At 70.5% G+C, this 26,145-nt stretch carries 24 protein-coding genes and 2 pseudogenes; 12 read left to right on the top strand and 14 right to left on the bottom strand.

The genetic code is table 11. The annotated features are described in order from the left end of the window. Positions 1-133: 133 nt before the first annotated feature. Positions 134-1,336: a DUF4190 domain-containing protein gene (locus tag ACIRA5_RS32735; RefSeq protein ID WP_403696905.1), complete on the bottom strand. Its 1,203-nt coding sequence runs from the start codon at positions 1,334-1,336 to the stop codon at positions 134-136. A gap of 223 nt (positions 1,337-1,559) precedes the next feature. Here ACIRA5_RS32735 and ACIRA5_RS32730 point away from each other — a divergent pair, with 223 nt between their 5' ends. Beyond that, positions 1,560-2,666 carry a pyridoxal-phosphate dependent enzyme gene (locus tag ACIRA5_RS32730; protein ID WP_403696903.1) on the top strand — a complete coding sequence of 369 codons (1,107 nt, stop codon included), beginning with the start codon at positions 1,560-1,562 and terminating at the stop codon, positions 2,664-2,666. Positions 2,667-2,716: 50 nt separating this feature from the next. On the opposite strand, the gene ACIRA5_RS32725 is transcribed toward ACIRA5_RS32730, so the two are convergent. Beyond that, positions 2,717-4,924 (bottom strand): DEAD/DEAH box helicase, encoded by a 2,208-nt coding sequence (locus tag ACIRA5_RS32725; protein WP_403697242.1) that lies wholly within the window; start codon positions 4,922-4,924, stop codon positions 2,717-2,719. A gap of 45 nt (positions 4,925-4,969) precedes the next feature. Between ACIRA5_RS32725 and ACIRA5_RS32720 the strand changes: the two are divergent. Next, positions 4,970-5,473: pseudogene (locus tag ACIRA5_RS32720) on the top strand (Uma2 family endonuclease); the annotation flags it as partial. A gap of 222 nt (positions 5,474-5,695) precedes the next feature. Here the strand turns inward: ACIRA5_RS32720 and ACIRA5_RS32715 are convergent. The 4 genes from ACIRA5_RS32715 to ACIRA5_RS32700 form a co-directional block, all read right to left on the bottom strand. Beyond that, on the bottom strand, positions 5,696-6,382 hold the full coding sequence (locus ACIRA5_RS32715) for a DUF234 domain-containing protein (protein ID WP_403696900.1): 687 nt from the start codon (positions 6,380-6,382) through the stop codon (positions 5,696-5,698). A 15-nt stretch (positions 6,383-6,397) separates the two neighbouring features. Next, on the bottom strand, positions 6,398-7,177 hold the full coding sequence (locus ACIRA5_RS32710) for an SDR family NAD(P)-dependent oxidoreductase (protein WP_403696898.1): 780 nt from the start codon (positions 7,175-7,177) through the stop codon (positions 6,398-6,400). Positions 7,178-7,346: 169 nt separating this feature from the next. Then, positions 7,347-7,628 (bottom strand): hypothetical protein, encoded by a 282-nt coding sequence (locus ACIRA5_RS32705; RefSeq protein WP_403696895.1) that lies wholly within the window; start codon positions 7,626-7,628, stop codon positions 7,347-7,349. Positions 7,629-7,762: 134 nt separating this feature from the next. Next, the gene (locus ACIRA5_RS32700) at positions 7,763-8,716 is read right to left on the bottom strand and encodes a LysR family transcriptional regulator (RefSeq protein WP_403696893.1); all 954 of its coding nucleotides are present in this window, start codon (positions 8,714-8,716) and stop codon (positions 7,763-7,765) included. 213 nt (positions 8,717-8,929) lie between these two features. Here ACIRA5_RS32700 and ACIRA5_RS32695 point away from each other — a divergent pair, with 213 nt between their 5' ends. Genes ACIRA5_RS32695 through ACIRA5_RS32685 form a run of 3 tightly spaced genes read left to right on the top strand, consistent with a single transcriptional unit; the run spans position 8,930 to position 11,744 of the window. After that, positions 8,930-9,964 (top strand): alcohol dehydrogenase catalytic domain-containing protein, encoded by a 1,035-nt coding sequence (locus ACIRA5_RS32695; protein WP_403696890.1) that lies wholly within the window; start codon positions 8,930-8,932, stop codon positions 9,962-9,964. Beyond that, positions 9,961-11,166, top strand: coding sequence for a flavin monoamine oxidase family protein (locus ACIRA5_RS32690; RefSeq protein WP_403697240.1), 1,206 nt, complete (start codon positions 9,961-9,963; stop codon positions 11,164-11,166). Before ACIRA5_RS32695 ends, ACIRA5_RS32690 begins: the two co-directional genes overlap by 4 nt. 44 nt (positions 11,167-11,210) lie before the next feature. Next, on the top strand, positions 11,211-11,744 hold the full coding sequence (locus ACIRA5_RS32685; RefSeq protein ID WP_403696888.1) for a DinB family protein: 534 nt from the start codon (positions 11,211-11,213) through the stop codon (positions 11,742-11,744). 135 nt (positions 11,745-11,879) lie between these two features. On the opposite strand, the gene ACIRA5_RS32680 is transcribed toward ACIRA5_RS32685, so the two are convergent. Together ACIRA5_RS32680 and ACIRA5_RS32675 are read right to left on the bottom strand one after the other, a co-directional pair. Continuing rightward, on the bottom strand, positions 11,880-13,298 hold the full coding sequence (locus ACIRA5_RS32680; RefSeq protein ID WP_403696886.1) for an ATP-binding protein: 1,419 nt from the start codon (positions 13,296-13,298) through the stop codon (positions 11,880-11,882). A gap of 796 nt (positions 13,299-14,094) precedes the next feature. Next, a complete protein-coding gene (locus ACIRA5_RS32675; protein ID WP_403696883.1) occupies positions 14,095-15,063 on the bottom strand; it encodes a carboxylesterase family protein in 969 nt (322 codons plus the stop codon). Here ACIRA5_RS32675 and ACIRA5_RS32670 point away from each other — a divergent pair. Continuing rightward, positions 15,040-15,630, top strand: a complete 591-nt coding sequence (locus ACIRA5_RS32670) for a hypothetical protein (RefSeq protein WP_403696881.1) — start codon at positions 15,040-15,042, stop codon at positions 15,628-15,630. The two genes, ACIRA5_RS32675 and ACIRA5_RS32670, sit on opposite strands and share 24 nt — an antisense overlap. Before the next feature lie 220 nt (positions 15,631-15,850). Here ACIRA5_RS32670 and ychF read toward each other — a convergent pair whose 3' ends face one another. Further along, positions 15,851-16,939, bottom strand: coding sequence for a redox-regulated ATPase YchF (ychF, locus tag ACIRA5_RS32665; protein WP_099920832.1), 1,089 nt, complete (start codon positions 16,937-16,939; stop codon positions 15,851-15,853). Between the two features lie 176 nt (positions 16,940-17,115). Here ychF and ACIRA5_RS32660 point away from each other — a divergent pair, with 176 nt between their 5' ends. Then, positions 17,116-17,700 (top strand): DUF6542 domain-containing protein, encoded by a 585-nt coding sequence (locus ACIRA5_RS32660; RefSeq protein ID WP_403696878.1) that lies wholly within the window; start codon positions 17,116-17,118, stop codon positions 17,698-17,700. A 225-nt stretch (positions 17,701-17,925) separates the two neighbouring features. Here ACIRA5_RS32660 and ppgK read toward each other — a convergent pair whose 3' ends face one another. Together ppgK and ACIRA5_RS32650 are read right to left on the bottom strand one after the other, a co-directional pair. After that, entirely contained in the window at positions 17,926-18,672 is a 747-nt protein-coding gene (gene ppgK / locus ACIRA5_RS32655) for a polyphosphate--glucose phosphotransferase (protein ID WP_403696875.1), read from the bottom strand. A gap of 29 nt (positions 18,673-18,701) precedes the next feature. Further along, complete coding sequence (locus tag ACIRA5_RS32650; protein WP_403696873.1) at positions 18,702-19,727, bottom strand: 4-hydroxy-3-methylbut-2-enyl diphosphate reductase; 1,026 nt, start codon at positions 19,725-19,727, stop codon at positions 18,702-18,704. A 95-nt stretch (positions 19,728-19,822) separates the two neighbouring features. On the opposite strand from ACIRA5_RS32650, the pseudogene ACIRA5_RS32645 reads away from it, so the two are divergent. The 4 genes and pseudogenes from ACIRA5_RS32645 to ACIRA5_RS32630 form a co-directional block, all read left to right on the top strand. Then, a pseudogene (locus tag ACIRA5_RS32645) lies at positions 19,823-20,260 on the top strand (hypothetical protein); the annotation flags it as partial. Positions 20,261-20,453: 193 nt separating this feature from the next. Further along, on the top strand, positions 20,454-21,662 hold the full coding sequence (gene xseA, locus ACIRA5_RS32640) for an exodeoxyribonuclease VII large subunit (protein ID WP_403696870.1): 1,209 nt from the start codon (positions 20,454-20,456) through the stop codon (positions 21,660-21,662). A gap of 9 nt (positions 21,663-21,671) precedes the next feature. Continuing rightward, positions 21,672-21,929 carry an exodeoxyribonuclease VII small subunit gene (locus ACIRA5_RS32635; RefSeq protein ID WP_067368332.1) on the top strand — a complete coding sequence of 86 codons (258 nt, stop codon included), beginning with the start codon at positions 21,672-21,674 and terminating at the stop codon, positions 21,927-21,929. Positions 21,930-22,189: 260 nt separating this feature from the next. Next, positions 22,190-22,780, top strand: coding sequence for a malonic semialdehyde reductase (locus tag ACIRA5_RS32630; RefSeq protein WP_352045849.1), 591 nt, complete (start codon positions 22,190-22,192; stop codon positions 22,778-22,780). A 150-nt stretch (positions 22,781-22,930) separates the two neighbouring features. On the opposite strand, the gene ACIRA5_RS32625 is transcribed toward ACIRA5_RS32630, so the two are convergent. Further along, on the bottom strand, positions 22,931-23,449 hold the full coding sequence (locus ACIRA5_RS32625; RefSeq protein ID WP_403696866.1) for a DUF4245 domain-containing protein: 519 nt from the start codon (positions 23,447-23,449) through the stop codon (positions 22,931-22,933). A 125-nt stretch (positions 23,450-23,574) separates the two neighbouring features. On the opposite strand from ACIRA5_RS32625, the gene glpX reads away from it, so the two are divergent. Beyond that, positions 23,575-24,609 (top strand): class II fructose-bisphosphatase, encoded by a 1,035-nt coding sequence (gene glpX / locus ACIRA5_RS32620; protein ID WP_403696864.1) that lies wholly within the window; start codon positions 23,575-23,577, stop codon positions 24,607-24,609. A gap of 205 nt (positions 24,610-24,814) precedes the next feature. Here the strand turns inward: glpX and ACIRA5_RS32615 are convergent, their stop codons facing one another. Then, on the bottom strand, positions 24,815-25,186 hold the full coding sequence (locus tag ACIRA5_RS32615) for a WhiB family transcriptional regulator (protein ID WP_075028724.1): 372 nt from the start codon (positions 25,184-25,186) through the stop codon (positions 24,815-24,817). 199 nt (positions 25,187-25,385) lie between these two features. Beyond that, positions 25,386-26,078, bottom strand: coding sequence for a DUF1707 domain-containing protein (locus tag ACIRA5_RS32610; RefSeq protein ID WP_403696860.1), 693 nt, complete (start codon positions 26,076-26,078; stop codon positions 25,386-25,388). Between the last annotated feature and the right edge of the window lie 67 nt (positions 26,079-26,145).

The raw sequence follows: 26,145 nt of genomic DNA, 5'->3' as shown, positions 1-26,145 counted from the left end.
AGGTTGTACAGACAGCTACAGCCTGGCAACCCTGGGTTGTGCCATGCAAGCGAAGGCCAAAGAATCACTCGATGTGATTACCTATCCCCGCCGTGGGCTTTACCCAGGCACTTTCTCCCCGCTATAGCCCGCGTCACACCTCCAGACCGCCACCGCTTCCCCCGTTGCCCCGGCTGCCCCCGCCCCCGCCGTTCGACGGCGGGGTGGTGGTGAGGCCCAGAACCTTGCGTGCGGTGACCGTCCTCATCGGGTCGATGAGCTTCAGGCCCTTCTGGTAGGGAGCGGAGAAGGTGTCCGCGTCCGTGGCGGCCGCCGCCTTCGCCCACTCCTTCCGCGCGGCCTCGGCATCGTCGACGAGGGTGGCGACGGGCTTCTGGGCGGCGGGGAACCAGCCGTGTCCGCGCAGCAGATGCGCCTCGTCGTCGAGCGCGGCGGACACGCCGGCCGCCCACTCCTTGTAACCCCGCAGGTCGTCGTCGACGTACTTCGCGGCGGGCGCCGCGCGCAGGGCCTCGTCGAGCGTGTCCACGGCCTGCAGATACGCGAACTGGTCCGCGTTCAGGGTGAAGCCGTCCCTGCGCAGCGAACCCGTCAGGACGCTTTTGCCGTCCCCGTTCTCGAGCATGCAGATGATCGAGTGACGGCCGAGGTTCCAGCTGTCGCGGGTCGGGATGAAGTGGTACAGCCGGACGTCGTCCGGGACGGCCCAGGCGTCCATCGTGTACGCGCGCTCGAACGTGCGGCACTTGGTGTCGGCGACGTCGCGCAGACTGCCGCGGCCGGGGTAACCCGCGCCGCTCATGGCGAAGTTCGCGATCACCTCGGCGTGGTGGCTCCCGGCGCACGGCACCTTGTCGACGTGGACGGTCACGCTCTTCGACGAGTGGCCCGGCTCGTCGAAGCAGTCCCCCTTCCTGAGCGAGAAGACCGTGCCCGTGCGCGCCGAGTCGTTCATCCCGCCCTTGAAGCCGTCCCAGAAGTCGCTCGCGCCGCCGGTGGCGACGGTCAGGACGAGCAGCGCGACACCGAGCGAGGACATCACCATGCCGCCCACCGCCAGCCCCTTGCCCCGCTCGCCCCGCTTCCTGATCTGCGCGAGCGCGACGATCCCGAGGACCAGCCCGACGGCGGGCAGGAAGCAGAGGATGCCGAACACGAGCGCGACGATCGCGAGCCCGTTGACGGGCGCGGGACGGTTGTACGGGGAGTAACCCTGACCCCAGACCTGGTACGGCCCCTGATACGGCCCTTGGTACGGCCCCTGATACGACCCCTGAACGGGGGGCGGGTACGGGCCTTCGGGCCGCTCGGGCCCGGGTGGCGGGGGTATGGCCACGAGTGCTCTGCTCCTAGTCCGGACGGGCTCGGCCGTACGGAAAACCAGTACGGAACCGACGTACGACGGGCATGTGTTCGCCGCACAGTTGGGCGCATCGTAAGGGCGGCACGGTAGGGCGGCGGGGCCGGGGCGGGGGCAGGGACGGAATGCGGCGGCGGGGTGGGTCACGGACCCGGAGCCGTTCCCCGAGGACGTCGAGGCACCCGCATAGCCTGCGCACATGACACCTTTGCCGGATCGCTTCTGCCCGGCGGACGGTACGCGCGTCCCCGGCGGCTCGCTCGACTGGTGCTGCCGGGTCTGCCGCGGCCCGCTCGACCTGGACTTCGCACCGACCCCCGCGCCCCTCACCTCCCTGACCGGGCGGGTGAACTCACTGTGGCGGTACACGGAGTGCCTGCCGCTGGCCGCGCCCACGGTCAGCCTGGGCGAGGGCCGCACCCCGCTGGTGGAGCTGCGCGGGAGCATCTCGGCCAAGCTGGACTTCCTGATGCCGACCCTGTCCTTCAAGGACCGCGGCGCCGTCCTGCTGGCCGAGCTGGCACTGCGGCTGGGGCCACGGCAGGTGATCGCGGACAGCAGCGGAAACGCGGGGACGGCGATCGCCGCGTACTGCGCGCGGGCCGCTCTGCCCTGCACGGTGTACGTCCCCGAGGGCACGTCGCCGAAGAAGCTGGAGCAGATCGAGGCGCACGGGGCGCGGGTGCACGTCGTGGACGGGGACCGAGAGGCGACGGCGCGGGCGGCGCGCGAGGCCGCGGACCTCCCGGGCACCTTCTACGCCTCGCACGTCTTCAACCCGTACTTCCTGCACGGTACGAAGACGTACGTGCACGAGCTCTGGGAGGATCTGGGCGGGCGCCTGCCCGATGTCATCGTCGTCCCCGTCGGCAACGGCACGCTGCTCCTCGGCGCCGCCCTCGCCGTCGCAGAACTGCACGGGGCGGGGCTCATCGACCGGCGGCCCGCGCTGTACGCCGTCCAGGCCGCCGCGGTGGCGCCGCTCGCGCACGCCTGGGCCGAGGGCGCGGACGACCTGGTCGGCGTCACCCCTTCGGCCCCCACCTTCGCCGAGGGCATCGCCATCCCGCGCCCGCCCCGGGCCCGTCAGATCCTGCGCGCCGTACGCGACTCCGGTGGCACGTTTCTCACGGTGACGGAGGACCAGATCCGCCACGCCCAGAGGGACTTGGCGTCGCGGGGCCTGTACGTCGAGTCGACGGGAGTGGCGTGCTGGGCGGCCGTACGGGAGGGGGTGCTCGGAGGACGTACGGCGGTGGTGCCGTTGTGCGGCGCGGGCGTGAAGACGGGGCTGGCCCGGGGGTAGGCGGGGCGCCGATGCCCCGGGCGGCGCTCACTCGTCGAAAGACGTGTCCCTCACGGCTCCCGCGCACCGCCCTGCCCCGGCCCCACGGCGCCCGCCAGGCGTAGTTGCTCCTCCTCCACGATGCGGCGGGCGAGGGCGCTGTCGGAGATGTCGACCGCGTCCGGGCTCTGTTCGGCGGTGTCGCTGCGGCGGGCGTAGGCGTCGAAGAGGCGGGTCTTGTTCTTGAGGATGTGCAGCAGGCGCTGGTCGACGCTGTCGGTGGCGAGGAGGCGGTGCACCTGGACGGGGCGGACCTGGCCCATACGGTGGGCGCGGGCCACGGCCTGGTGTTCCATCGTGGGCTTGACCTGCGGTTCGCACAGGACGACCACGGACGCGGCCTGAAGGTTGAGGCCGATACCGGCGGCCTCGATCTGGCAGAGGAGGACCGCGTGACCGGGAGCGGCCGTGAAGTCGTCGACGAGACGCTGCCGGCGCGCGGCCTGCACGGCACCGGAGAGCGGCCCGAACACGCCCTCTCCCAAGGCTTGTCCGACCAGTGCCAGCACATCGCGGAAGTAGGAGAACACCACCACCTTCAGGCCGTTCTCCGCCGCTTCGGCCACCAGTTCGCGCAGTCGCCCCAGCTTCGCGGACTTCTCCGCGTCGGCGTACGCGGCCCGGCGCATCGCCATGAAGTTCCCGTCCGCGACCGCTTTGACATACGCCTCCCGGTCCGCGGCGCTGAACTCCTCCCACTCGTCGACCTCCACCAGCGCGGGCAGTTCGGTGAGGACGTCGCGCTGGTTGCGGCGCAGATAGGCGGGGGCGACGGACTTACGGAAGGCGTGCGGGCCGGCGGCCGCGGTGGTGTGCCGTATCGCGGGAAGAAGGGCCGGCTGGAGGTAGCGGACGAGGGTGCGGAACTCCTCGACCCGGTTCTCCATCGGCGTCCCGGTGAGGAACAGGACGCGCTCGCAGTGCCCCGTCCAGGCCGCGACCGCCCTGGAGCGGCGAGTGTCCGGATTCTTCACGTAGTGCGCCTCGTCGACGACCACCATCCCCGGCTTCGCCCCTTCACCGTCCGGGGCGGGCAGCCGGTGCAGCATGTCGTACGTGGTGATCGCGACGCCCCCGCGCTCCCGCCACTCCTCGTAGGCGTCCAGCCGCTCCGCGCCGTGCACCGGCAGGGCCCGCAGTGTGCTGCGCGCGCCGATCTCGCGCGTCCAGTTGATCAGTACGCTCGCGGGGCAGACGACCAGGAAGTGGCGGTGCCCGTCCGCCGCGAGATGCGCGAGTACGGCGATGGCCTGCACGGTCTTGCCGAGCCCCATCTCGTCGCCGAGGACGACCCGGCGCTGGGCGAGCGCGAACCGGGCGCCGAAGTCCTGGTAGCCGCGCAGCGAGACCCGGCGCCGGGTGTCGTCCAGCGTCTGGGCGTGCACCCGCTCGGCGACCTCCGACGGCAGGAAGCCCTCGGCGGCCGCCACGTCCGAACGGTGCTCGGAGACGTCGGCGAGCTGGCTGTAGTACTCCGCGGAGCGCAACTCGAAGTCGACCCACGCCTCGATCTCGGAGGCGGGCGTCCGCAGCAGGTCGGTCGAGGCCTGCGCGAGCAGCAGGCGTACGTCACGGGCGCCGGCGTCGGCGGTCAGCTCGCGCAGTTCGGAGATCGCGTCGAGCGCGCTCCGTCGCCGCTCCCGCCCCGCGAGCGCCATCCCCAGCCGTCCGCCGGCGGGCCGGGCCGCGGGCAGCAGCGCCCCGAGCCGCTCGTCGAGCCGCGTCGCCGCGTCCACGGCCCGGCGCAGCTCGGGACCGGCCTCGACGAGGGTGCGCAGCGCGATCACCAGGGCGGTCGTACGGGGCTCGGGCCGGTCGACGTCCATCCGTACGGAGACGGTCTCCTCCACCGCCCTCGCGAGCTGCCGGGCCGCCGCGAGGGCGCGGTCGGCGGTCTGCGCGCCCACCCCCGGCAGCCGGCGCAACTCGTACCGCCCCGCCTCGTACACCGCCCGTACCGACGCGAACCCGGCCGTCTCCAGCGCCCCGAGCCGCAGCCGCCCCTCGGTGACGTCCTTCAGCCGGGAGACGGGGATGGACTCCAGCTCCTTGCCGACGAGTTCGGCGTGGATCGGTGCCAGCGCCGCGCGCACCGCTTCGAGCGCGCGGGCGTGATCGGCGAGCACACCCCGCGCGGCCTCGTGCAGTCCGACGCCCTCGGCGAGCAGACTCCGTTCACGTTTCCCCACCGGCCCGACACTACTGCCCACCACCGACAGCCCGACCCGGCTCCGAGCACGCCGTTCGCGGAGGACCTCGACCGCCTGCCCGAGGCACCGCGCCATACCGAGCTGATCGACGGAGCCCTCGTCTTCATGGTGTCGCCCCAGCGGTGGTGGCGCGGCCACCTCGTCACCATGCTCACCGTCGCCCTCATGGAGCAGGCGCCCGTCGATGTCAGGGTCGGCCGCGCGATGACCATAAAGCTCGACGAGCGCAACCGGCCCGAACCGGACCTGCTGCTGACGACGGCCGAGTACGACGGAGACCGCACCTGGTTCACGCCGGACGAGGTACGACTCGTCGTCGAGGTCGTCTCGCCCGAGTCCGCGCACCGGGACCGCACGGTCAAGCTCCGCAAGTACGCGGAAGCAGGCATCCCGCACTACTGGTGCATCGAGGACGAGGAAGGGGCACCCGTCGTCCACGTCTACGAATTCGACGACCCGACCCGCTCCTACGCACCCGCCGCCATCTTCCGGGGCACCCTGGAGCGCCCCGTCCCCTGCGAGATCAGCCTGGACCTCGACACGCTCACCCCGCCCCGCCCGAAGGGGCTGGTTCCAGTTGCTGGAGCCGCTCACCGAGACGTTGAGGTTGTACCGGTCCCCCCGCTGCCGGCCGGCCGGCAGGGTCGCGGTGCAGTGCCGCCGCTGCCGCCGCCACCGCCCGAACCCGCGTCGCCCACCGTGATGTTGGAGTTCCCGCTGCTCTGGTAACCCTCGGTGGCGAGGATCATGTCGTAGTTGAAGCACATCGTTGCTCCGCGGCTATCGGGGCTGCCACGCCCGCACGAGATCCTCCGGCCCCCAGTACGCGGAGAGCGGCAGATCATCCGCCACCCCGCAGCGGGAGACCGCGACCAGTGGAGTACCCGGTGCGGTACCGAGCACGGCGAGCATGCCACGTACCAAGGCGTCGTACTCGTGACGGCCGAAGGGCTGGGTCTCCAGCCACTTGACCGACCCGACAAAGTGCACCTGCCGGGCCACCGGCTCGCGGTCCGGCCCGACGAGATCGATCTCCGGGTTGTTCTGACGGTTCCACCAACCGCCGATGGCCTCGGTCTCGGGCCACTCGTCATTGGGCATCAGCCGCAGCAAGGACTCGCGGATCAGTGGCTCGACGGCTCGACCGCGCCAAGTGGTCCACGACCGCTCGATGCGTGCCAGTGCCAAGTCACCCCGACCGCGCTCGATGAGTGGGATCGCGCGCGCCAAGAAGGCCAGCCAGAACCGCACATACGGGTCAGCGATCCGGTAGCGCTTGTTCTTACTGTCCGACTTGGCGGACAGGGGGAGATCAGCGGCCAGGACTCGCTTGGCCTGCAGCATGGCCAACAGCGGGGAGAGCGTGCCGGACGGCAGCGCGTTGGCGCCTCCGGCCCGGGCTGCGATCGCACTGAACGTGCGCCGACTGCGGACTGCGTCCGCTGCACCGGTGACGCCGTCCTGCAAGGCTCGTAAGGGTGGTCAGTTCCGTCCGGCCATGACGCCGCCGTCGACGTCCCAGACCGCACCGGTGACCCAGTCCGTCTGGTCGGAGAGCAGGAACACCACCGTGGTGGCGATGTCATCGGGAGTGCCGGTACGGCCCAGCGGGTGGAAGTCGTTGAAGCCGTCCAGCGTGCTGTCCATGTCCGCCTTGGGGATGAACTCCTCGTAGATGGGGGTGCGCACGACCGCCGGGGCGACGGCGTTGACACGGATGCCGTACGGCGCCAGCTCCATGCCCAGGTGCTGGGTGAGGGAGTGCAGACCGGCCTTGGCCATGGAGTACGCCGAGGACGGCGTCGCGGCGACGGCCTGGTGGGCCCACATGGAGCCGACGTTGACGATGGCGCCCTTGCTGCCGCGCTCGACCATGTTGGCAGCGACGGTCTGGGTGATGAGGAAGAAGGCCCGGTTGATGGCCTGGTAGCGGTCGTAGTCCTCGGGCGTGTGCTCCAGGAACGGCTTCGGCGCGAACACGCCGGCCGCGTTGACCAGGAGGCTCGCGTCGGCGTGGTCGCGGGACAGCTCGGTGCGCAGGCGCTCTACGGCCGCGGGGTCGTTCAGGTCGGCGGCGAGACCGCTCGCCTGGGGGCTGGCCAGCTCGGCCACAGCCTTCGCCGCGCTGGAGTCGGACCGGCCGGTGACGACGACACTGCCGCCGGCATCGAGGATGTGCCGGGCGATGGACAGGCCCATGCCGCTGGTGCCGCCAATGATGACGGCCTTCTTGCCGGTGAGGTCGATGATGGTGCGGGACATGCCGTGCTCCTGACGAAAAGGGGTGAGGGTGATCCGCTCGGGCGCCTCTGAAACATGCCCATGGATGAGCAAACTGCCGCGAGAGCGCAAAGTGTGCTCTCTGGTGCAGGTGGCCGTGCGGCGGAAGGCGGGGGCCACCGCGTGAGGTGCGGCGGCCCGTCCGGGGCCGTCAGACGGTGTCGTAGATCCGGACCTCGGGGTCGGCGGCCAGCAGCGGCGCCAGGCCGCCGACGACGTCCTGCTTGAACAGGGTGCTGTCGAGATAGGCGCGGGCCTCGCCGACACCGGTGAAGCCGTGCAGCACCTGCACGTCCTCGTCGCGTACGAGCAGTTCCTTGGACTCGGCGCCCGGAACGGTGTCGAGGAACGGCTGCTTGTACTTCTGGTACACCCCGGCCGCCGCGACGCGGTTTTCCTCCGCCACCTTCAGGATGATTTCCAGGTAGGCCATGACGCATCCTTTCCCGTCGTAATTAGCTCGCGGGGATTTCCGCGGGCGGTTCGGACGAGACAAAGGTAAGTCCCTGTGAAGGCGTCCGGTAGAGGATCTTTTGTAATGCGGATATAACCAACTCGCATTGCTCGTCATGGGGCCGCCGGGGAAGGGTCCGCTGCCTGGCCTGCAGGGGCCTCGCCGTCCGGCTGGGGAGCAGGCAGTCGGCATCCGGCGGAGTCGGCGAGGAAGCCGACGAACTCCTCCAGATCGGCGCCGAGCGGATTGTCGCGGCCCCAGACCGCCTCGTAGGAGATCTCCACCGGAGTGCCGCCGCGCACCAGCGGACGGCAGCTGGCGTGGTCCGGCGTCACCTTGGAACTCGGCAGCAGGGCGGCCCCCACCCCGAGGCGGGCCCACTCGTCCAGGACCCGGTAGCTGGCGGCCTCGCCCGGATAGGTGCGCAGCGGCAGGTCGTTGTCCCGGAACAGCCGCGTGGTGAAGGTGGTCAGGCCGCAGGTGTCGGGGACGAGGATGAAATCGGCGCCGGCGGCGTCGTTCAGTTCCACCGGACCGTCGGTGCCGGTGACGACGGCCGGGTCGATCACGACGACCGGCTCGGTGAAGATGGTGCGGTGCCGATAAGCGGGCATGGCCTCCACCTCGGGCACCAGCAACACGTCCAGCTCGCCGTCCTTCAGGGCGGCGCGCAGCAGGTCCAGGTCGGCCTCGCGCAGCACCAGGTCACGCGGGTGGGTCAGGCCGCGGGCGGCGCTGAAGGCGCAGCCCACCAGATCCGCCCCGATCAGCGGCGACACGCCCATACGGATCGCCCCGGTGACCGGGCTGGTGAGCCGCCGCGCCTCGGCCGTGACCGAGTCCAGCGCCTCCAGGGCCCGGTCGATCATCGGCAGCACGCGAGCGCCGTGCGCCGTGGGCTTGACGCCGCGCGGCGAGCGGTCGAACAGCTTGACGCCGAGCTCCTCCTCCAAGCGCGCCACCCCGTTCGACAGCGCCGGCTGGGTGACGCCGTAGTCGCGTGCCGCGGCGCTGAACGACTTGGTCCGGGACACGGCCTGCGCGTACCGGAGCCCTTCGATGTTCATCGTGAACCCCTCTCAGCTACAGCGTCAGGCTATAGCCGCATTCATGATCGTCGTCTACCGGATGGCGGACATTCGCCCTACGGTTGGCAAAGCACGCTCCACGGATCGGCAGGGCAGGAAATATCCAGGATCTTTTCTCGTCCGGCCTTTTCACAGTACCGGGGAATTTCCCGTACAGAATCCGCCCCTTATTTCCCGTCAGGAGTGATGAACGTGTCCCAGGAAAACCTCCCCACGCACCGGGCCGCCCAAGTGACCGAATCCGGCGGGCCGGTGCGCGTCGCCGCCGTGCGGCCGCGCGAGCCAGGACCGGGCGAAGTACGCCTGAACGTCAAGGCGTCCGGCATCTGCGGGGCCGACGCAGGCATGGCCACGAACCCGTCACCCTCCTACGGCTTCCCGATCACACCCGGGCACGAGGTGGCCGGAGTCGTCGCCGAGGTAGGCGAGGGGGTCGCGGGCTGGGAGGCAGGCGAGCGGGCCGGGGTCGGCTGGTTCGGCGGCTCCTGCGGACACTGCACGGCCTGCCGGTCGGGCGACGTGGTCCACTGTGCCGAGCGCCGGATTCCCGGACTCGGCTACGCGGGCGGCTGGGCCACCACCATCACCGTCCCCGCCGCCGCACTCATCCGCCTCCCTGACGGGCTCTCCTTCGAGGAGGCCGCGCCGTTCGGCTGCGCGGGCGTGACCACCTTCAACGCGCTGCGGCGCAGCGGAGCCGAGCCCGGCGACCGGGTCGCCGTCCTCGGTATCGGCGGCCTGGGCCACCTCGCACTGCAGTTCGCCACAGCCATGGGCTTCGAGACGGTCGCCATCGGTCGCGGCGAGGACAAGCGGGCAACCGCGCTCGGCCTCGGCGCGCACCACTACATCGACGGCTCCGCCGAGGACGCCGGCAAGGCGCTGCACGCCATGGGCGGCGCCCGGCTGATCCTGTCCACGGCCTCCCGCAGCAAGCCGCTGGCCGGTCTCATCGACGGTCTCACGCCGCACGGCCGGCTCACCGTCGTCGGCTTCGACGGCACCCCGCTCCAACTCCCGCTGGACAAACTGGTGATGCACGCCCGGCACGTCACCGGGCACGTCACCGGCAGCCCGGTCGACACCGAGCAGGCCATGCGCTTCGCCCTGGCCGCCGGGGTGCGCCCGCAGGTGCAGACCGCGCCGCTGGAGCAGGCCGCCGAGGCGCTCAAGATCCAGCAGGCCGGACAGGCCCGCTTCCGCATGGTCCTCACCGCGGGCGACTGACTGTCCCTCTCCCCTCTCCCCTCACCCCCACCGCCCCCGAGCAATGCAGGGCCGACGTCACCGGCCCTGAGCAGGAATGGAGTCCGCGCATGTCGCAGAGCACACGCCGGTCCGTCGTCGTGATCGGAGCGGGTGCGTCGGGCCTCGCCGCAGCAAGCATCCTCACGCGGGCCGGGCACGACGTCGTCGTCCTGGAGTCGCGCGAGCGGATCGGAGGCCGCCTGCTGAGCGCCCCGGCCACAGCGGAACGCTCGCTCGATCTCGGGGCCACCTGGTTCTGGGACGACGAGCGGCACGTCCGCACCCTCCTCGCCGACTCCGGGCTCGGCAGCTTCCCGCAGCACACCACCGGCGACGCCGTCCACCAGGACGCGGGCGGCGTGCAGCGGCTTGCGGGCAACCCGATCGACGCCCGCTCCAACCGGTTCACCGGGAGCGCGGCAGCTCTCACCGACGCACTGGCCGCCTCACTGCCCCCAGGCACGCTCCGCCTCGGCACCCCGGTCACCGCGATCCGGACCACCCCGTCCGGCCTGACCGTGCACACCCCCGACTCCGTCATCGAGGCCGAGCACGTCGTCCTCGCCGTACCGCCCGCACTCGCCCTGGCCCGCATCGACTTCGACGGCCAACTGCCCGCCGACCTCGTCCGCGTAGCCGAGCAGACTCCGATATGGATGGGCGCCGTGGTGAAGGTCGTCGCTGAGTATCCCAAGGCGTTCTGGCGCCGGGACGGCCTGGCCGGTGCCGCCTTCAGCCGGACCGGCCCGCTGCAGGAAATCCACGACATGTCCGGCCCCGGCGGACAGCCGGCCGCCCTGTTCGGCTTCGCCCACGCGAGCACCGCCCGCAGCGCAGGACCCGGCTTCCGCGCAGCCGTCACCGGGCAGTTGGCACAGCTCTTCGGTCCGCAGGCGGCCCAGCCCCTCGCTCTGCACGTCCAGGACTGGAGCGCCGAGCAGTGGACGTCCCCCGCGCAGGTGGCGCAGCTGGACGACTACTCCCTCTTCGGGCACCGCCTCTACCAGCGCCCGGCCCTGGACGGGCGGCTCCACTGGGCCTCCACCGAGACCGCCCGCGGCTACGCCGGCCACATCGAAGGAGCGCTGGCAGGCGGCGAACGAGCCGCCCACGCCATCCTCCACGCGCTGCCCGACCCGAACCCGGAGCCCGCGACGGCAGCCTCCGCCCCCGCTGCCTGAACACCCTCATCCCCGCCCCGCCCCGGTCCTACAGAGGTGATCTGATGTACGACGTGACAGCCCTGTTGCGCGAGTACGACCGTGCCCGCGCCTACACCGACGACCTGTGGAAGGACCTCAGCCCCGACGAGATCACCTGGCGCCCGCACGAGAACTCCAGCGCGATCGGCTGGCACCTGGGCCACCAAGCCCACGTCGCCCACTTCATGGTCCGCAACCTCACCGCCGCCGAGCCCAGTCCCGCCCCCGAGCTGGACGGGCTCATGGACTCCGCGAACCCGGAGAAGTTCCGCGGAGCCCTGCCCACCGTCGAACGGCTCGGCGCGTTCCGGGACACCGTCGCCGAACGCGTCCACGACCGTATGAACGACATCGCGGGCGGCCGCGTCGCCGCCCCGGACCAGCTCACCGTCGTCGCCCGGCACCTCCTGGTCGCGCTGATCAACCACGAGTACCAGCACGACCAGTGGATCGGCGAAGTCCGTGCGAACAGCCTCGGCCATCCCGTCCCCGCCGACCCGGACACCGATCAGGTCTCCCGCCTGGACGGCTACCTCGTCCTCAACCCGCTCGCCTGAGCCGACACCACGCCCCAGTCCCCGCGCGCACGTCCCACCGAACAACAAGCAAACTCTTCAACCTGATGGCGCGTGCCAAGTCCGTCATCCCGATCTTCCGCAAGCAGCGCACATCGCCTCGCTGCCATCCGCCACTCACAGCGGCCATGCGGTCAGCAAGTCGCCGGGGCCGTAGGCGGCATCGAGCCCCGGACAGTCGAATCCGCTGCGCGAAACCGCCACGACTGGAACAGGTTCGTCGGTGAGCGCGGCCCTGTGTCGGTGGAGAGCTGCCAGGTCGTGCCGGTCGAAGGGCGACTGCTCCAGCCACTTGATGGAGCCGACAAACAGCAGCTCCTTGGCGATGGGGCCGCGGTCCGCCCCGACGATGTCGATCTCGACGTCATTGGTGCGGTTCCAGTAGCCGCCCACCGCCGGCGCCGCCGGCAACTGGTCGTCGGGCAAGATCCGGGCGAGCGCATCGCGGATGAGCGGCTCGACGGCCCGGCCACGCCAACTGGTCCAGTTCTCCCGGATCCGCACCAAGGTCAGATCGCCCCGCCCTCGCTCGATCTCCCCCATGGCCGGGCCGAGCAGGTGCAGCCAAAACCGCAGGTAAGGATCTGTCACCCGGTAGCGACGATCCTTCGACGGCCGCCGGGAAACCGGCAGCTCCGCCGCAACGATCCGCTTGCCCGTGAGCAGCTCCAGCGCTCGCTGCAGTGGCGTCGCCCCGATCCCGCCAGCCGCGCGGGCGATGTTGGTGAAGGTCCGCTCGCCACTGCCGATCGCGGCCAGCACCGTACGCGCCTGAGCCTGCGGCGGGAATTCCGCGGCCAGTGAGCGCTCGGCCGAAACCAGCAGTGGCGAGACCGGATCATTCAGCGCCTCACCGAGGAACTCCCACACCCCCGCGCCCCGCGGCCATTCCGCGCAGATCAGCGGCAGCCCACCGGTGATCAGTGCGGCATCGAAGGTTTCCGCCGGGTCCAAGCCCAGCATCCGGCCTACTTCGGCGGGACTCAGCGGCCCGAGGACCATCTCCCGGCCGCGCTGGTGGAAGGGGCGCCCGTAGCTGTTCAGAGCCTCCATCATCGACAGGTCCGAGCCAATGAGGACCAGCAGTACGGGCTTGCTCTCCAAGACCCGGTCCCAGGCCCGCTGCAGCATCCCCTCGAAAGCGCCGTCGGCATCCATCAGGTACGGCACCTCGTCGATGACCAGTACACTCGCTCGGTCGGCGGGCAGGGCCGCAGCCAGCACATCGAAAGCGGCATCCCAGCTCTCCGGACGCGCGGCGGCCACCAGCTGTGCCAGCGGCAGCGTCGATGCCTGGGCGTCTCGGGCCAGCCGTGCCAGATCATCTCCAGGGGACGCACCGGTTGCCGCGTAGAACAAGAACGGTGCCCCGGAGCGGTCCACAAACCTCTCGACCAACCGCGACTTGCCCACCCGGCGCCGCCCACGCAGCATCACGCACCGACCGGGCCGCTCCCTCCCGACCTCTGCGGCGACCTTCTGCAGCTCGCGCTCCAGCATCGCCAGCTCCTGCCGCCGACCGACGAAATCCACCATGCCTGCCGACCTCCACGCATGAGACTAACGACAATGTTAGTAACATAGTTGTTAGTAGGCTGTCTTCGCCAGTTTTCGCTCACGATCACGAGTCGTGGAACCGTGTCGCTCGCGGCCCGAGGAAGGGGTAACGGGTCCAGGTCGCAAGCCAGTCGAACGCGACGTCACCGAAGCCCACGCCGGTCGAAGGCGAAGTTCCACTCTTTCGCCGTCCGGGCGGATTTCGAGGAACTTCGCCGGCCCGACCCACGGGGTCGGGCTGCTGGCGATTCAGCCGACGCACGGTGAGGTATCTGCCTGGAGCAGCAGGTGGACACGGCAGCCGGAGCGGCCGCCGTGTCGATGAACGCCGGACCAGTCCGGTTCCTGCGCTACCCCTAACTTGGCGCCCCACCTCGCACTTCTCATGGTCGATGCGCATCCGCGATCCCGCCCACCCGGGGAAACTCCACCACGCGCCCGGTCAACCGCTGCAACACCCACCCTCGCCGGCCAGTCGCAGGCCCCTGCCTCCGAGCCCGGTCGACCAGCATGGCGATCAACCGCTCGTCCGCCGTGCCGCACCGACGCGCCGGGCGGGGGCGCTTCGGTGTACTGCACGTCCAGCTGCCACTGCTCGGAGGTGACGGCTGCGAACAGCGCAGCCTTGGAGGGGTACCGCTTGAAGAGGGCCGACCGCGGACCGTTCTTCGACCGGCGAAGCCGGTGCCGACGATGTCGGCGAGTTCCGGCATCTGGGGAAGTTCCTTCTCCTGTTCGCCCCCGTGGTGCGCGGTTCCGGATCGCTCGATGACCGTCAGGGGCGGTCGATGCCCTCCCACAGGTCGAGCGCCGCCTGGTAGTGGGCATCGGCCTCGAAGGGCGGGTTGCCGACGCTCCCCGAGGTGGGCCGGTCCGTGACGGCGGGCCACAGACGGGTCTGCTCGCCGGTGGCGAAGTCGAGCACGATGTCGCGGACACGCGTGTCACGCTCGGCCTGTTCGGGACTGCGGCCCGGCTTCTCCTGGCCAACCAGGGCGTACATCTCGGTGCCGTGCACGGCAGGTGCGCCCTCGGCGGGCCCGATCATGAGGAGATGGGCGTTGCCGCCCGCGGCGGCGTGGGCCAGGGCGCCGCGGCCTGCGGGGAGCGCGAAGAGGTAGTCCGCCATGAGCGCGGCGCGGACCTCGGCCGGGGTGCGGCCGCCCTGGTCGTGGGCATCGACGATCTTCCTTGCGTGGGAGCGGGGAATGCGCCACCCCGCGACCTCGTCGGTGACACGGTCGAGCGTGTGCGGGTCGAACCGTTCGAGGTCGTTCGCCACCCACCAGCCCATGCCGTCGCCGGCCATACTCAGCAGCACCTCGACATCGCGGTGCGCCCCCGAGGCAAGGACGTCCATGGGGTGGGCGTGCACCACCGCGCCGGGCTGTCCGGTGTCCAGGACGACGCCGGTGGCCTGGTTGTCCACCCCGCCGCGGACTCCGAGATCTGTCGGACAGACCTTGCGCAGGGCGGCCATCAGGGAAGTCGCGTCGAGGTCGAGCAGCTTGTCGGGGTTGCCCGCGACGCCGAGTTCGGTGACGAACCGGTGCGCGAGCTCCTCGGCCCACCATGCCGGGACGATACGAGCGGGCCCGCCGGAGAACCCGGCCAGTCGCCGGTACAGGCCGTTGGCGGAGGAGGCGCCGAGCAGACCCAAGGTGGAGTAGGCGCCGGCGCTGTGGCCGTAGACCGTGACCTGGTCGGGGTCGCCGCCGAAGTGGGCGATGTTCAGGAGGGCCACTACAACCTGATCTCCGCGCTGCACAAGTCGATGCGCGGCTCCGATCCGGACGCGGCCCTGTACTGGCTCGCCCGCATGCTCGACGGCGGCGAGGACCCGCTGTTCGTGGCCCGCCGTCTGGTCCGCTTCGCGAACGAGGACATCGGCATGGCCGACCCGCACGCCGTCCAGCAAACACTCGCCGCCTGGGACGTGTACGAGCGACTCGGCTCCCCCGAGGGCGAGTTGGCGATCGCCCAGGCCGTCGTCTACCTCGCCACCGCCCCCAAGTCCATCGCCGTCTACCGCGGCTTCAACGCCGCACACCGTGCCGCCCGGCACACCGGCTCGCTCATGCCACCCGCCCACAGCCTCAACGCCCCGACCCGGCTGATGAAGAACCTCGGCTACGGCAAGGACTACCAGTACGACCCCGACAGCGCCGACGGCTTCTCCGGCGCCGACTACTTCCCCGACGGCATGGGCCGCGAGACGTACTACCAGCCCACCCGCAACGGCTACGAAGCCCAGATCAGCGAACGCCTGCGCCACTGGGCCGCTCTGCGTGCCCGCAGGCAACGCGGCTGACCGGGCTCTGAACAGTGCACGGTCCAGCACGAGCGCTCTCACGTCATCCCAGCACGAACCCAGCACGGTAGGGATGAGCAGGGGTGATGACAGGTGACGACGGATCAGGTTTCCCCGCACCATCCCAGCACGGGAAAAAACCAGGGGCCCGACTCCTAAGAGTCGGACCCCTCCTGACCTGCATATTTGCCAGATCAGCGACGTGGTGGTGTGTCAGCGGCTACACGTTGAAGCGGAACTCCACCACGTCGCCGTCCTGCATGACATAGTCCTTGCCCTCCATGCGGGCCTTGCCCTTGGCGCGGGCCTCGGCGACCGAGCCCGTGTCGACGAGGTCCTCGAAGGAGATGACCTCCGCCTTGATGAAGCCCTTCTGGAAGTCGGTGTGGATGACTCCGGCGGCCTCGGGGGCGGTGTCGCCCTTCTTGATGGTCCAGGCGCGGGATTCCTTGGGGCCGGCCGTCAGATAGGTCTGCAGGCCGAGGGTGTCGAAGCCGACGCGGGCGAGGGTGGCGAGGCCCGGCTCCTCGGCGCCCACCGACTCCAGGAGCTCCATGGCGTCCTCCTCGTCGAGCTCGGCGAGGTCCTGCTCCAGCTTGGCGTTGAGGAAGATCGCCTCGGCGGGGGCCACCAGGGTGCGCTGCTCGGCCTTGAAGTCCTCGTCGACCAGCTCGTCCTCGTCCACGTTGAAGACGTAGAGGAACGGCTTGGTGGTCAGGAGGTGGAGGTCGTGCAGGAGCTCCTCGTTGCCGGAGCCCTGGACGATGCCCTGCGAGAAGAGCGTGTCGCCCTTCTCCAGGATCTCCTTCGCCGCCTCGACCGCCGCGACCTTGGGAGCGATGTCCTTCTTGATGCGCGACTCCTTCTGGAGGCGCGGCAGGACCTTCTCGATGGTCTGGAGGTCCGCGAGGATCAGCTCGGTGTTGATCGTCTCGATGTCGTCCTTGGGCGAGACCTTGCCGTCGACGTGCACGACGTTCTCGTCCTTGAAGGCACGGATGACCTGGCAGATCGCGTCCGACTCACGGATGTTCGCGAGGAACTTGTTGCCCAGGCCCTCGCCCTCCGAGGCGCCCTTCACGATGCCCGCGATGTCGACGAAGTCGACCGTCGCCGGAAGCACGCGCTGCGAGCCGAAGATCTCGGCCAGCTTGGTCAGCCGGGCGTCGGGGACACCGACCACGCCCACATTGGGCTCGATCGTGGCGAACGGGTAGTTGGCCGCGAGCACGTCGTTCTTGGTCAGGGCGTTGAACAGGGTCGACTTGCCGACATTGGGCAGACCGACGATTCCGATCGTGAGCGACACGTTGCGACTTCCCGTACGTGAGGGTGGGCGACAGGTCCGCGAAGGTGCGCGGGCCGATCCACCAGTCTACGGGGTGCGAGGTCCCTTACCGGCGACGCATCGAACGCATGGCCAAGGCCGGCCCATCGGCGTGTCTGAGGGGCTATTGCGCACATAAACCGACCTAAGTTGGTCCAGTGGAGCAACACAGGACGCGTCCCCCTCAGTACCGACCGCGACGCGGCGCACCTCTTCCCGCCCAGACCGGGCGCGCCGCGGCCGACCGTGTACGCAGGAGTGCGCCTCCCGCGCAGCGACCCGCGCCCGTGCCCACTCCGGCGCGACGGCGGATGCCGAACCCCCGGCTCACCGGGCTCGGCGGCGGACTGTTCTGCGGGGCGACGATGTTCGCGCTCGCCTGTCTCGACCAGCTGCTCTTCGGGGCGTCGCTGGTGGTCTACGGGGTGCTGTTCCTGCCGGTGTGCGCGCTGACCGCGCTGTGGGTGCGCCGGGGAGACATCGTCACCGCGCCCGTCGTCGTGCCCATCGCCTTCGCGTTCGGACTGCTGCCCGTCGCCGACGGAGGCGGCGGGATCGGGGGCGAACTGATGGGGCTCGTCACCGCGCTGGCGACCCAGGCGGGATGGCTGTACGGGGGGACGCTGGTCGCGGGGGTCATCACCACCGTACGGAAGATCCACCTGATGAGCCGCCGGGCCGCCCGGCGCAGGGCGGCCCAGAGGCCCCGCCCGGAGATCCGGCCGCGCCGCCGACCGGCCTGACCGACACGAGGGGCCCGACGGACACGAGGGGCCCGACGGACACGAGGGGCCCGAGGGACACAACCGGGGGCGACCGGACACAACCGGGGGCGACCGGACACAACCGGGGGCGACCGGACACAACCGGGGGCGACGGAGGCGACGGGGCCGACGAACTCGACGGGGGCGACGGCCACGGCCACACCAGCGCCGGGCTCCCGGCCCCGCCCCGCGCGCCCGGAGGGCCTACGCGGACTTCGCCGCCCGCATCGCCGCCCCCACGATCCCCGCGTTGTTCTGCAGCTGCGCCGGGACGATCTCCGCCTTGATGCCCTCGATCAGCGGCAGGAACTTGTCGGCCTTGCGGCTGACGCCGCCGCCGATGATGAAGAGCTCGGGCGAGAAGAGCATCTCCACATGGGCGAGGTACTTCTGCACCCGGTGGGCCCACTGCTCCCAGGTCAGCTCGTGGTCCTCCTTGGCCTTGGTGGAGGCGCGCTTCTCCGCGTCGTGGCCGTTCAACTCGAGGTGTCCCAGCTCCGTGTTCGTCACCAGCTCGCCGTCGACGAAGAGCGCGCTGCCGATGCCCGTGCCGAAGGTGAGCAGGAGGACCGTGCCCCGGCGGTCGCGCCCGGCTCCGAACTGCATCTCGGCGACGCCCGCCGCGTCCGCGTCGTTCAGCACCGTCACCGGGAGGCCGCCCAGCCGCTCGCCCAGCAGAGCACGCGCGTCGGTGTCGATCCACGCCTTGTCGACATTGGCAGCCGTACGAATGGTGGCGCCGCCGGTGACCACCCCGGGGAAGGTGATGCCGACGGGTCCCGTCCAGCCGAAGTGACCGACGACCTCCTTCACGCCGTCGGCCACCGCGTCCGGAGTCGCCGGATGGGGAGTGAGCACTTTGTGGCGCTCCTCCGTCAGTTCGCCGCGGTCCAGGTCCACAGGGGCACCCTTGATCCCGGATCCGCCGATGTCCACGCCGAAGATCTGCATGGCCCTACGCTACGTCGTACGACTGACAGTCACTTCTCGGAGGGGGCGGAAGCACCGGCAGCCGTGCGCTGCTCCACCAGCGCCGCCGCCTCCGCGCGCAGGTCGCGGCGCAGCTCCTTGGGCAGCGAGAAGGTGATGGACTCCTCGGCCGCCTTGACGATCTCGACGTCCTCGAAGCCACGGGCGGAGAGCCACTCCAGGACCTGCTCCACCAGGACCTCCGGGACGGAGGCGCCCGAGGTGATACCGACCGTCGTCACACCCTCCAGCCAGCCCTCCTCGATCTCGTCGGCGAAGTCCACGAGGTACGCCGCCCGCGCCCCCGCGAGCTTGGCGACCTCGACGAGACGCACGGAGTTGGAGGAGTTGCGCGAGCCGACCACGATGACCAGGTCCGCTTCCTCTCCCATCCGCTTCACGGCCAGCTGGCGATTCTGCGTGGCGTAGCAGATGTCGTCGCTGGGCGGGGAGATGAGCTGCGGGAACTTCTCCTTCAGCGCGTCGACCGTCTCCATCGTCTCGTCGACCGACAGCGTGGTCTGGGAGAGCCAGACGACCTTGGACGGGTCGCGGACCTCGACCTTGGCGACGTCCTCGGGACCGTCCACGAGGGTGATGTGGTCGGGCGCCTCGCCGGAGGTGCCGATGACCTCCTCGTGGCCCTCGTGGCCGATCAGCAGGATGTCGAAGTCCTCGTTCGCGAACCGGACGGCTTCCTTGTGGACCTTGGTGACCAGCGGGCAGGTCGCGTCGATGGTGGCGAGCTTGCCGGCCGCGGCCTCGTCGTGGACGACCGGGGCGACGCCGTGCGCCGAGAACATGACGATGGACCCCTCGGGGACCTCGGCCGTCTGCTCGACGAAGATCGCGCCCTTTTTCTCCAGGGTCTGCACGACGTACTTGTTGTGGACGATCTCGTGGCGGACATAGATCGGGGCCCCGTACTGCTCAAGGGCCTTCTCGACGGCGATCACGGCGCGGTCCACGCCCGCGCAGTAGCCACGGGGGGCGGCGAGCAGGACACGGCGGCCAGGCGAAGCAGTCATGGCACCCATCGTAAGGCCGCGCCCGACGCGTCAAAGATCGCCTCCTTGGGGAGACTGAGGGGGAGCCGGACGGGGCGAGCGGGACGCGACCCTCGGGAGGCACGATGTCCGACACGCAGACCACCGCCGCAGCGGCCGACGAGACCGGTGCCGGGTACGGACTGCGGCGCGGCCCCGGCTTCCGGGACCTGGTCGTCTACGGGCTGTTGTTGGCGGGGTTCATCGCCGGGTGGATGGCGATGCTGGACTCCGTCCTCATCCCGGCGGCGGCGTACCTGTTCTCGGGGATCGCGATGAACTCGCTGGTCCCGGAGGTCTCCCGATGGGAGTGGACCGCGCTCGCGGTGGTCGTCACGACGGTGCTCAACCTCTGGGGCGTACGGGCCGCCGCCCGGGTGGGCTTCCTGGTGCTCGCGATGGAGATCGTGGTCCTCCTTGTCTTCGCCGTGTCCGCGGTCGTCGTCCTCGCGCGCGACGGGGCGCAGCGCGGCCCGCTGTCCCCGCTGACCGGCGACGGCTCGCAGGGAGCGTTCGCGCTGTCGGGGTCCCCGTGGTCGGGGCCGCGGTCACCGTTGCCGTGATCGTGGCGGCGTCCGGGCTTGCTCAGGTGGTCGGTGCGGTGTGGCCGGCCTTGGGGGTGGGGGTGCTGCTCGCCCAACGGGGACGCGTCCGCGGGTAGCGGCGGGCTGCTTCGGTGCGGGCTGTGTGTCAGTGGGGGCCGTTACTCTCGGGCGCATGGCTCTCAACACGTCCGCGGACGCCCCACTGCCGGTCGGCGAGGTGTCGCGGCTCATCGGAGGGTGGATCGACCGGCTCGGCGCGGTGTGGGTCGAGGGACAGATCACCCAGTTGTCGCGGCGCCCCGGCGCGGGCGTCGTCTTCCTGACCCTGCGCGACCCGTCGTACGACATCTCGGTGAGCGTCACCTGCTACCGGCAGGTGTTCGACGCGGTGGCGGACGTGGTGAGCGAGGGCGCCCGCGTCGTCGTCCTGGCGAAGCCCGAGTGGTACGCGCCGCGCGGGCAGCTGTCACTGCGGGCCACCGAGATCAAACCGGTCGGCGTGGGGGAACTCCTCGCGCGACTCGAGCAGTTGAAGAAGTCCCTGGCGAGCGAGGGGCTGTTCGCGGCCGATCGCAAGAAGGCCCTGCCGTTCCTGCCGCAGCTCATCGGGCTGGTGTGCGGGCGGGCGTCCGCGGCCGAGCGGGACGTGCTGGAGAACGCGCGGCACCGCTGGCCGGCCGTCCGCTTCGAGGTGCGCAACGTCCCCGTGCAGGGGGTGCACGCGGTGCCGCAGGTCGTGCAGGCCGTGAAGGAGCTGGACGCGCTCGACACCGTGGACGTGATCATCGTGGCGCGCGGCGGCGGCAGCGTGGAGGATCTGCTGCCGTTCTCGGACGAGCAACTCGTACGGGCGGTCGCGGCCTGTCGTACGCCGGTCGTGTCGGCCATCGGGCACGAGCCCGACCACCCGTTGCTGGACTTCGTGGCCGACCTGCGCGCGTCCACGCCGACGGACGCGGCCAAGAAGGTCGTGCCGGACGTCGGGGAGGAGTACGAGCGGGTGCGGTTCCTGCGGGACCGGGCGCGGCGGAGTGTCCAGTCCTTCATCGACCGGGAGGAGCGCGGGCTCGCGCACGCGCTGGCCCGGCCCTCGATAGAGGATCCGCACCGGATGGTCGACGAGCGCGCCGACCAGGTCGCCGCGCTGCTGGACCGCGGGCGGCGCACGCTCGGGCATCTGCTCGACCGCGCCGACTCGGAGCTGACGCACACCCACGCGCGTGTGGTGGCCCTCTCCCCCGCCGCGACCCTCCAACGGGGATATGCGGTGCTCCAGAACGCCGACGGTCATGTGGTCCGGGATCCGGACGAGGTGGCGGCGGGCGAGGCGCTGCGGGCGCGGGTCGCCGAGGGTGAATTCACGGTACGAGTCGATGCATAGGGTGGGCGCATGACCAGCAAGGTGGACGAGGCGCTCGGGTACGAGCAGGCGCGGGACGAGCTGATCGAGGTCGTACGCCGACTGGAGGCGGGCGGCACGACGCTCGAGGAGTCACTGGCGCTCTGGGAGCGGGGCGAGGAGCTGGCGAAGGTCTGCCGCCGCTGGCTGGAGGGCGCACGGGCCCGCCTGGACGCGGCGCTGGCCGAGGAGGAGTCGGAGAGCGGAGACGGAGACGGGCACGGGGACGGGGGCCGCGACTCCGAGTGACGTCATGACGTCCGCTCCCTTCCGCGGCCGGTGACACCCGGCGACATCCCCAGTGACACCCGGCCGCCGTCCCGCTCGGTGACGGCGGCCTCGTCGTTCCCCCGGAACCCTGGCGCCCGGAAGCGACCTCGTTCCCCCTCACTCCCTGTGAAGCGGATCACCTCACCCCGCTTTTGGTTGAACTTTAAACCTCCTCCCCCTACTGTTGACCTCGCCAACCGATCCCCCCGGATCCACCGCACATTCCGAGAAGGTTTCTGATGTCTCTCGTTCTTGACCCCGCCGCCCAGGACCTGCTGTTCCGCGAGGCCCGTACCGCCAACACGTTCACCGACGAGCCGGTGACCGACGAGCAGGTGCAGGCGATCTACGACCTGGTCAAGTACGGCCCGACCGCCTTCAACCAGTCGCCGCTGCGCATCACCCTGGTCCGCTCCGCCGAGGCCCGCGAGCGCCTCGTGCAGCACATGGCCGAGGGCAACCAGCCCAAGACCGCCACCGCCCCGCTGGTCGCGATCCTCTCCGCGGACAACGAGTTCCACGAGGAGCTCCCCACGCTGTTCCCGCACTTCCCGCAGGCCAAGGACGTCTTCTTCGCCGAGCGCCCGGCCCGTGAGGGTGCCGCCACGCTGAACGCCGCCCTGCAGGCCGCGTACTTCATCATCGGCATCCGCGCCGCCGGCCTCGCCGCCGGCCCGATGACCGGTCTCGACTTCGCGGGCGTCCAGAAGGAGTTCCTGGACGACGACCACACCCCGCTGATGGTCGTCAACATCGGCAAGCCGGGCGAGGACGCCTGGTTCCCGCGCTCCCCGCGCCTGGAGTTCGACCAGGTCATCACGACCGTCTGAGCCCCCGCGTACGCCCCGGCGTGTACGTGCATGAGAAGGGCCCCCGGCAATGGCGCCGGGGGCCCTTCTCATGCACGTACACGGACGTATTACGCGGACGCGTCACGACGTCACAGCGTCACGAGGTCACAGCATCACGGCGTCACAGCGTCACGACGTCTTCAGCGCCTCCGCCATCTTCGTCAGCTGCCCGAACGACGCCGTCCCGGTCACCACGGTGGTCGCCCCCTTGGCCTTGAGCACAAGGGCGTCGTACTTGTCACCCTCGTACCGCTGCCACGTCGCGTCACCGATCCGCTGGGTGCCCTTCGTCTCCTTGGCGCCCTGGCTGGCCGAGTCGATGAAGACGGCCGCGGGCTGAGTCGACTGCTCGATCGCCACGTACTGACCGTCGGGGTCGTGGAAGCCCAGGTGCCAGGCATCGAACTCGGTGCCGTCGTACCGCACCGAGGTCGCCTTCCACGCCGTCGGCAGACCCACGGGTGCCGCCACGGGATACGACGCCGCGCGGCGCGCCGTGAGCAGCTCGACGCGGTAGTCGACGCGCTTGAGAGGAGGCGCGGAGTCGTCATGCGGGATGAAGATATAGATCACGCCCGCCATGAGCCCGATCAGACCCAGGGAGAGAAGCATGTCCCGGACGCTCTGCTTGCCTTTCGTACCTGCCACGCCCCTATCGTCGCAGGTACCCTGGCCTGCTCATCCGTGGGGCCCCCTGCTCATTCTGTCAGCCTGACGATAGAGTCGGGGCACACCCTCATCCGGCCGTCGTCGTATCAGAAAGGTGCGTCTCGATGACCGAGAATCATCAACTGCCGTCCGAGCTCGAGGTCCCTTCCGAGGCCCCCGACCGAAATCTCGCCCTGGAACTCGTCCGGGTCACCGAGGCCGCCGCGATGGCCGCGGGCCGCTGGGTCGGCCGCGGCGACAAGATCGGCGCCGACGGCGCCGCCGTCCGGGCCATGCGGACCCTCGTCTCCACCGTCTCGATGAACGGCGTCGTCGTCATCGGTGAAGGCGAGAAGGACGAGGCCCCGATGCTCTTCAACGGGGAGCGCGTGGGCGACGGGACCGGCCCCGAGTGCGACATCGCCGTCGACCCGATCGACGGCACCACGCTGACCGCCAAGGGCATGAGCAACGCGATCGCGGTGCTGGCCGCCGCCGACCGCGGCACCATGTTCGACCCGTCCGCGGTCTTCTACATGGACAAGCTGGTCACCGGGCCGGAGGCCGCCGACTTCGTCGACATCAACGCGCCCGTCTCGGTGAACATCCGCCGGGTCGCCAAGGCCAAGAAGTCCTCGCCCGAGGACGTCACCGTCGTGATCCTCGACCGGCCGCGCCACGAGGGGATCATCAAGGAGATCCGCGAGACCGGCGCCCGGATCAAGCTGATCTCCGACGGCGACGTCGCGGGCTCGATCCTCGCGCTGCGCGAGGGCACGGGCATCGACCTGCTCCTCGGCGTCGGCGGTACGCCCGAGGGCATCATCTCCGCCTGCGCCGTGAAGTGCCTGGGCGGCACCATCCAGGGCAAGCTGTGGCCCAAGGACGACGAGGAGCGGCAGCGCGCGCTGGACGCCGGGCACGACCTCGACCGTGTGCTGCTCACCGATGACCTGGTCTCCGGCGAGAACGTGTTCTTCGTCGCCACCGGGATCACGGACGGGGAACTGCTGCGCGGGGTCCGGTACCGGGCGGAGACCGCGACCACCGAGTCGATCGTGATGCGGTCCAAGTCGGGTACGGTGCGCCAGATTCGGTCGGAGCATCGGCTGAGCAAGTTGCGGGCGTACAGCGCGATCGACTTCGACCGGGCGAAGTAGCTCCGCGGGGTCAGCCGGGGAACTGCCGGTTACGGGGCACTGCGGGCCCGTTGCGGCTGGTCGCGCAGTTCCCCGCGCCCCTTCGGGACGCGTGCCTACGGGACGCGTGCCTACGGGACGCGTGCCTACAGGGTGCGTGAAGAAGTGTGTACGGCGAAGGGGCCGCCCCCGTGCGGAGGGGTGGCCCCTTCGGTGTCTGCGTGGGTCAGCCGGCTGCGGCTATCGTGCCGCGGGCGGCCTTCTTGAGTTCCAGGTCGCGGCGGCGGCGCCGGGCGAGCACCACGCGGCGCTCGGCGGCGGTGAGGCCGCCCCACACTCCGTACGGCTCGGGTTGCAGCAGCGCGTGTTCGCGGCACTCCACCATCACGGGACAGCGGGCGCAGACGCGCTTCGCCGCCTCCTCGCGGGACAGCCGGGCCGCCGTGGGCTCCTTGGAGGGCGCGAAGAACAGGCCGGCCTCGTCCCTGCGGCACACCGCCTCCGTGTGCCATGGGGCTTCCTGGTCCCTGTCCCGCACTGGCGCCCGCTGGGCCGGAACGGCAGCTACCTGCAGGGACTGATGCGGCGGTTGCAGCACGGTCTACTCCTGACGACGGCTTCGCGGGCGTGCCGGGCACCGCGGGAAGTCCCACAGCGCCCTCCAAGAGGCGATGCAGCAAGCCCTACCCGCTGTGCGCGCGCCTATGCACTGAGTTCCCGAGAGCGGAGCCGGTCGTTCGAAACGGGGCGCGGACAAGTGGACCGATGCGCCCCGCGCGCCGTCGCGTTCACAGGCGTCAACGGTCGAGGTGCTTGCGCAAAGTCCTGTCCACCCGGTCCATCGTGCGGTCGAGGATGTCGGCGACGAGCTTGCCGCGCTTGGGCCGCGCCTCGATGTTCCCCAGCACCGCGAAGCCTTCGACGTAGACCACGGGGGCGTCGGGGTCGGCCGCGTCCGTGGTGTGCGTCTCGAAGTTGCCGAGGACTCCGCCGCCGCTGCCGCGCAGCGAGACGTTCTCCGGGACCTTGATCTCGACGTTGCCGAAGACCGAGATCGCCTTGATCACGACCTGTTGGTACTCGAAGATCGCCTCGCTGAGGTCGATGTCGACGCTACCGAAGACGGCGTACGCGTGGATGCGGCGTCCGGCGCGCCGGCGGCCCTTGCGCACGGCGGCACTGAACACCGCCACCACGTTCTCGTCGGCCTCCGCCGGGATGCCGCCCGGCTGGGGGCGGTCCGGCACGGACGCGTACGCGGGGGTCGCGCGGCCCGCGCGTGCCGCGGGCAGGTCCTGGACGAACCGGTCGAGCTCTCCCACCGTCTTCGTGGCCAGCACCCCCTCGATCCGCTCGGCGTGCTCGTCGGCGGTGAGGCGCCCCTCGGCGAGGGCATCGCGCAGAATGTCGGCGATCCGGTCACGGTCGGCGTCGGAGGCCCGGAGTTCGGCATCGGAGGCCCGGGTTTCGGTGCGCTTCTGAAGGTCCACGACAGCAGCGTACCCAAACGCGATAGATCGCGACTACCCCTTCTCGCGACCTGTGGAAAACCGCCCC

Origin of the sequence: Streptomyces sp. NPDC096311 (genome assembly GCF_044763085.1) — a bacterium.
Lineage (GTDB): Bacteria > Actinomycetota > Actinomycetes > Streptomycetales > Streptomycetaceae > Streptomyces.
This window is presented reverse-complemented; position numbering and strand designations above follow the sequence as displayed.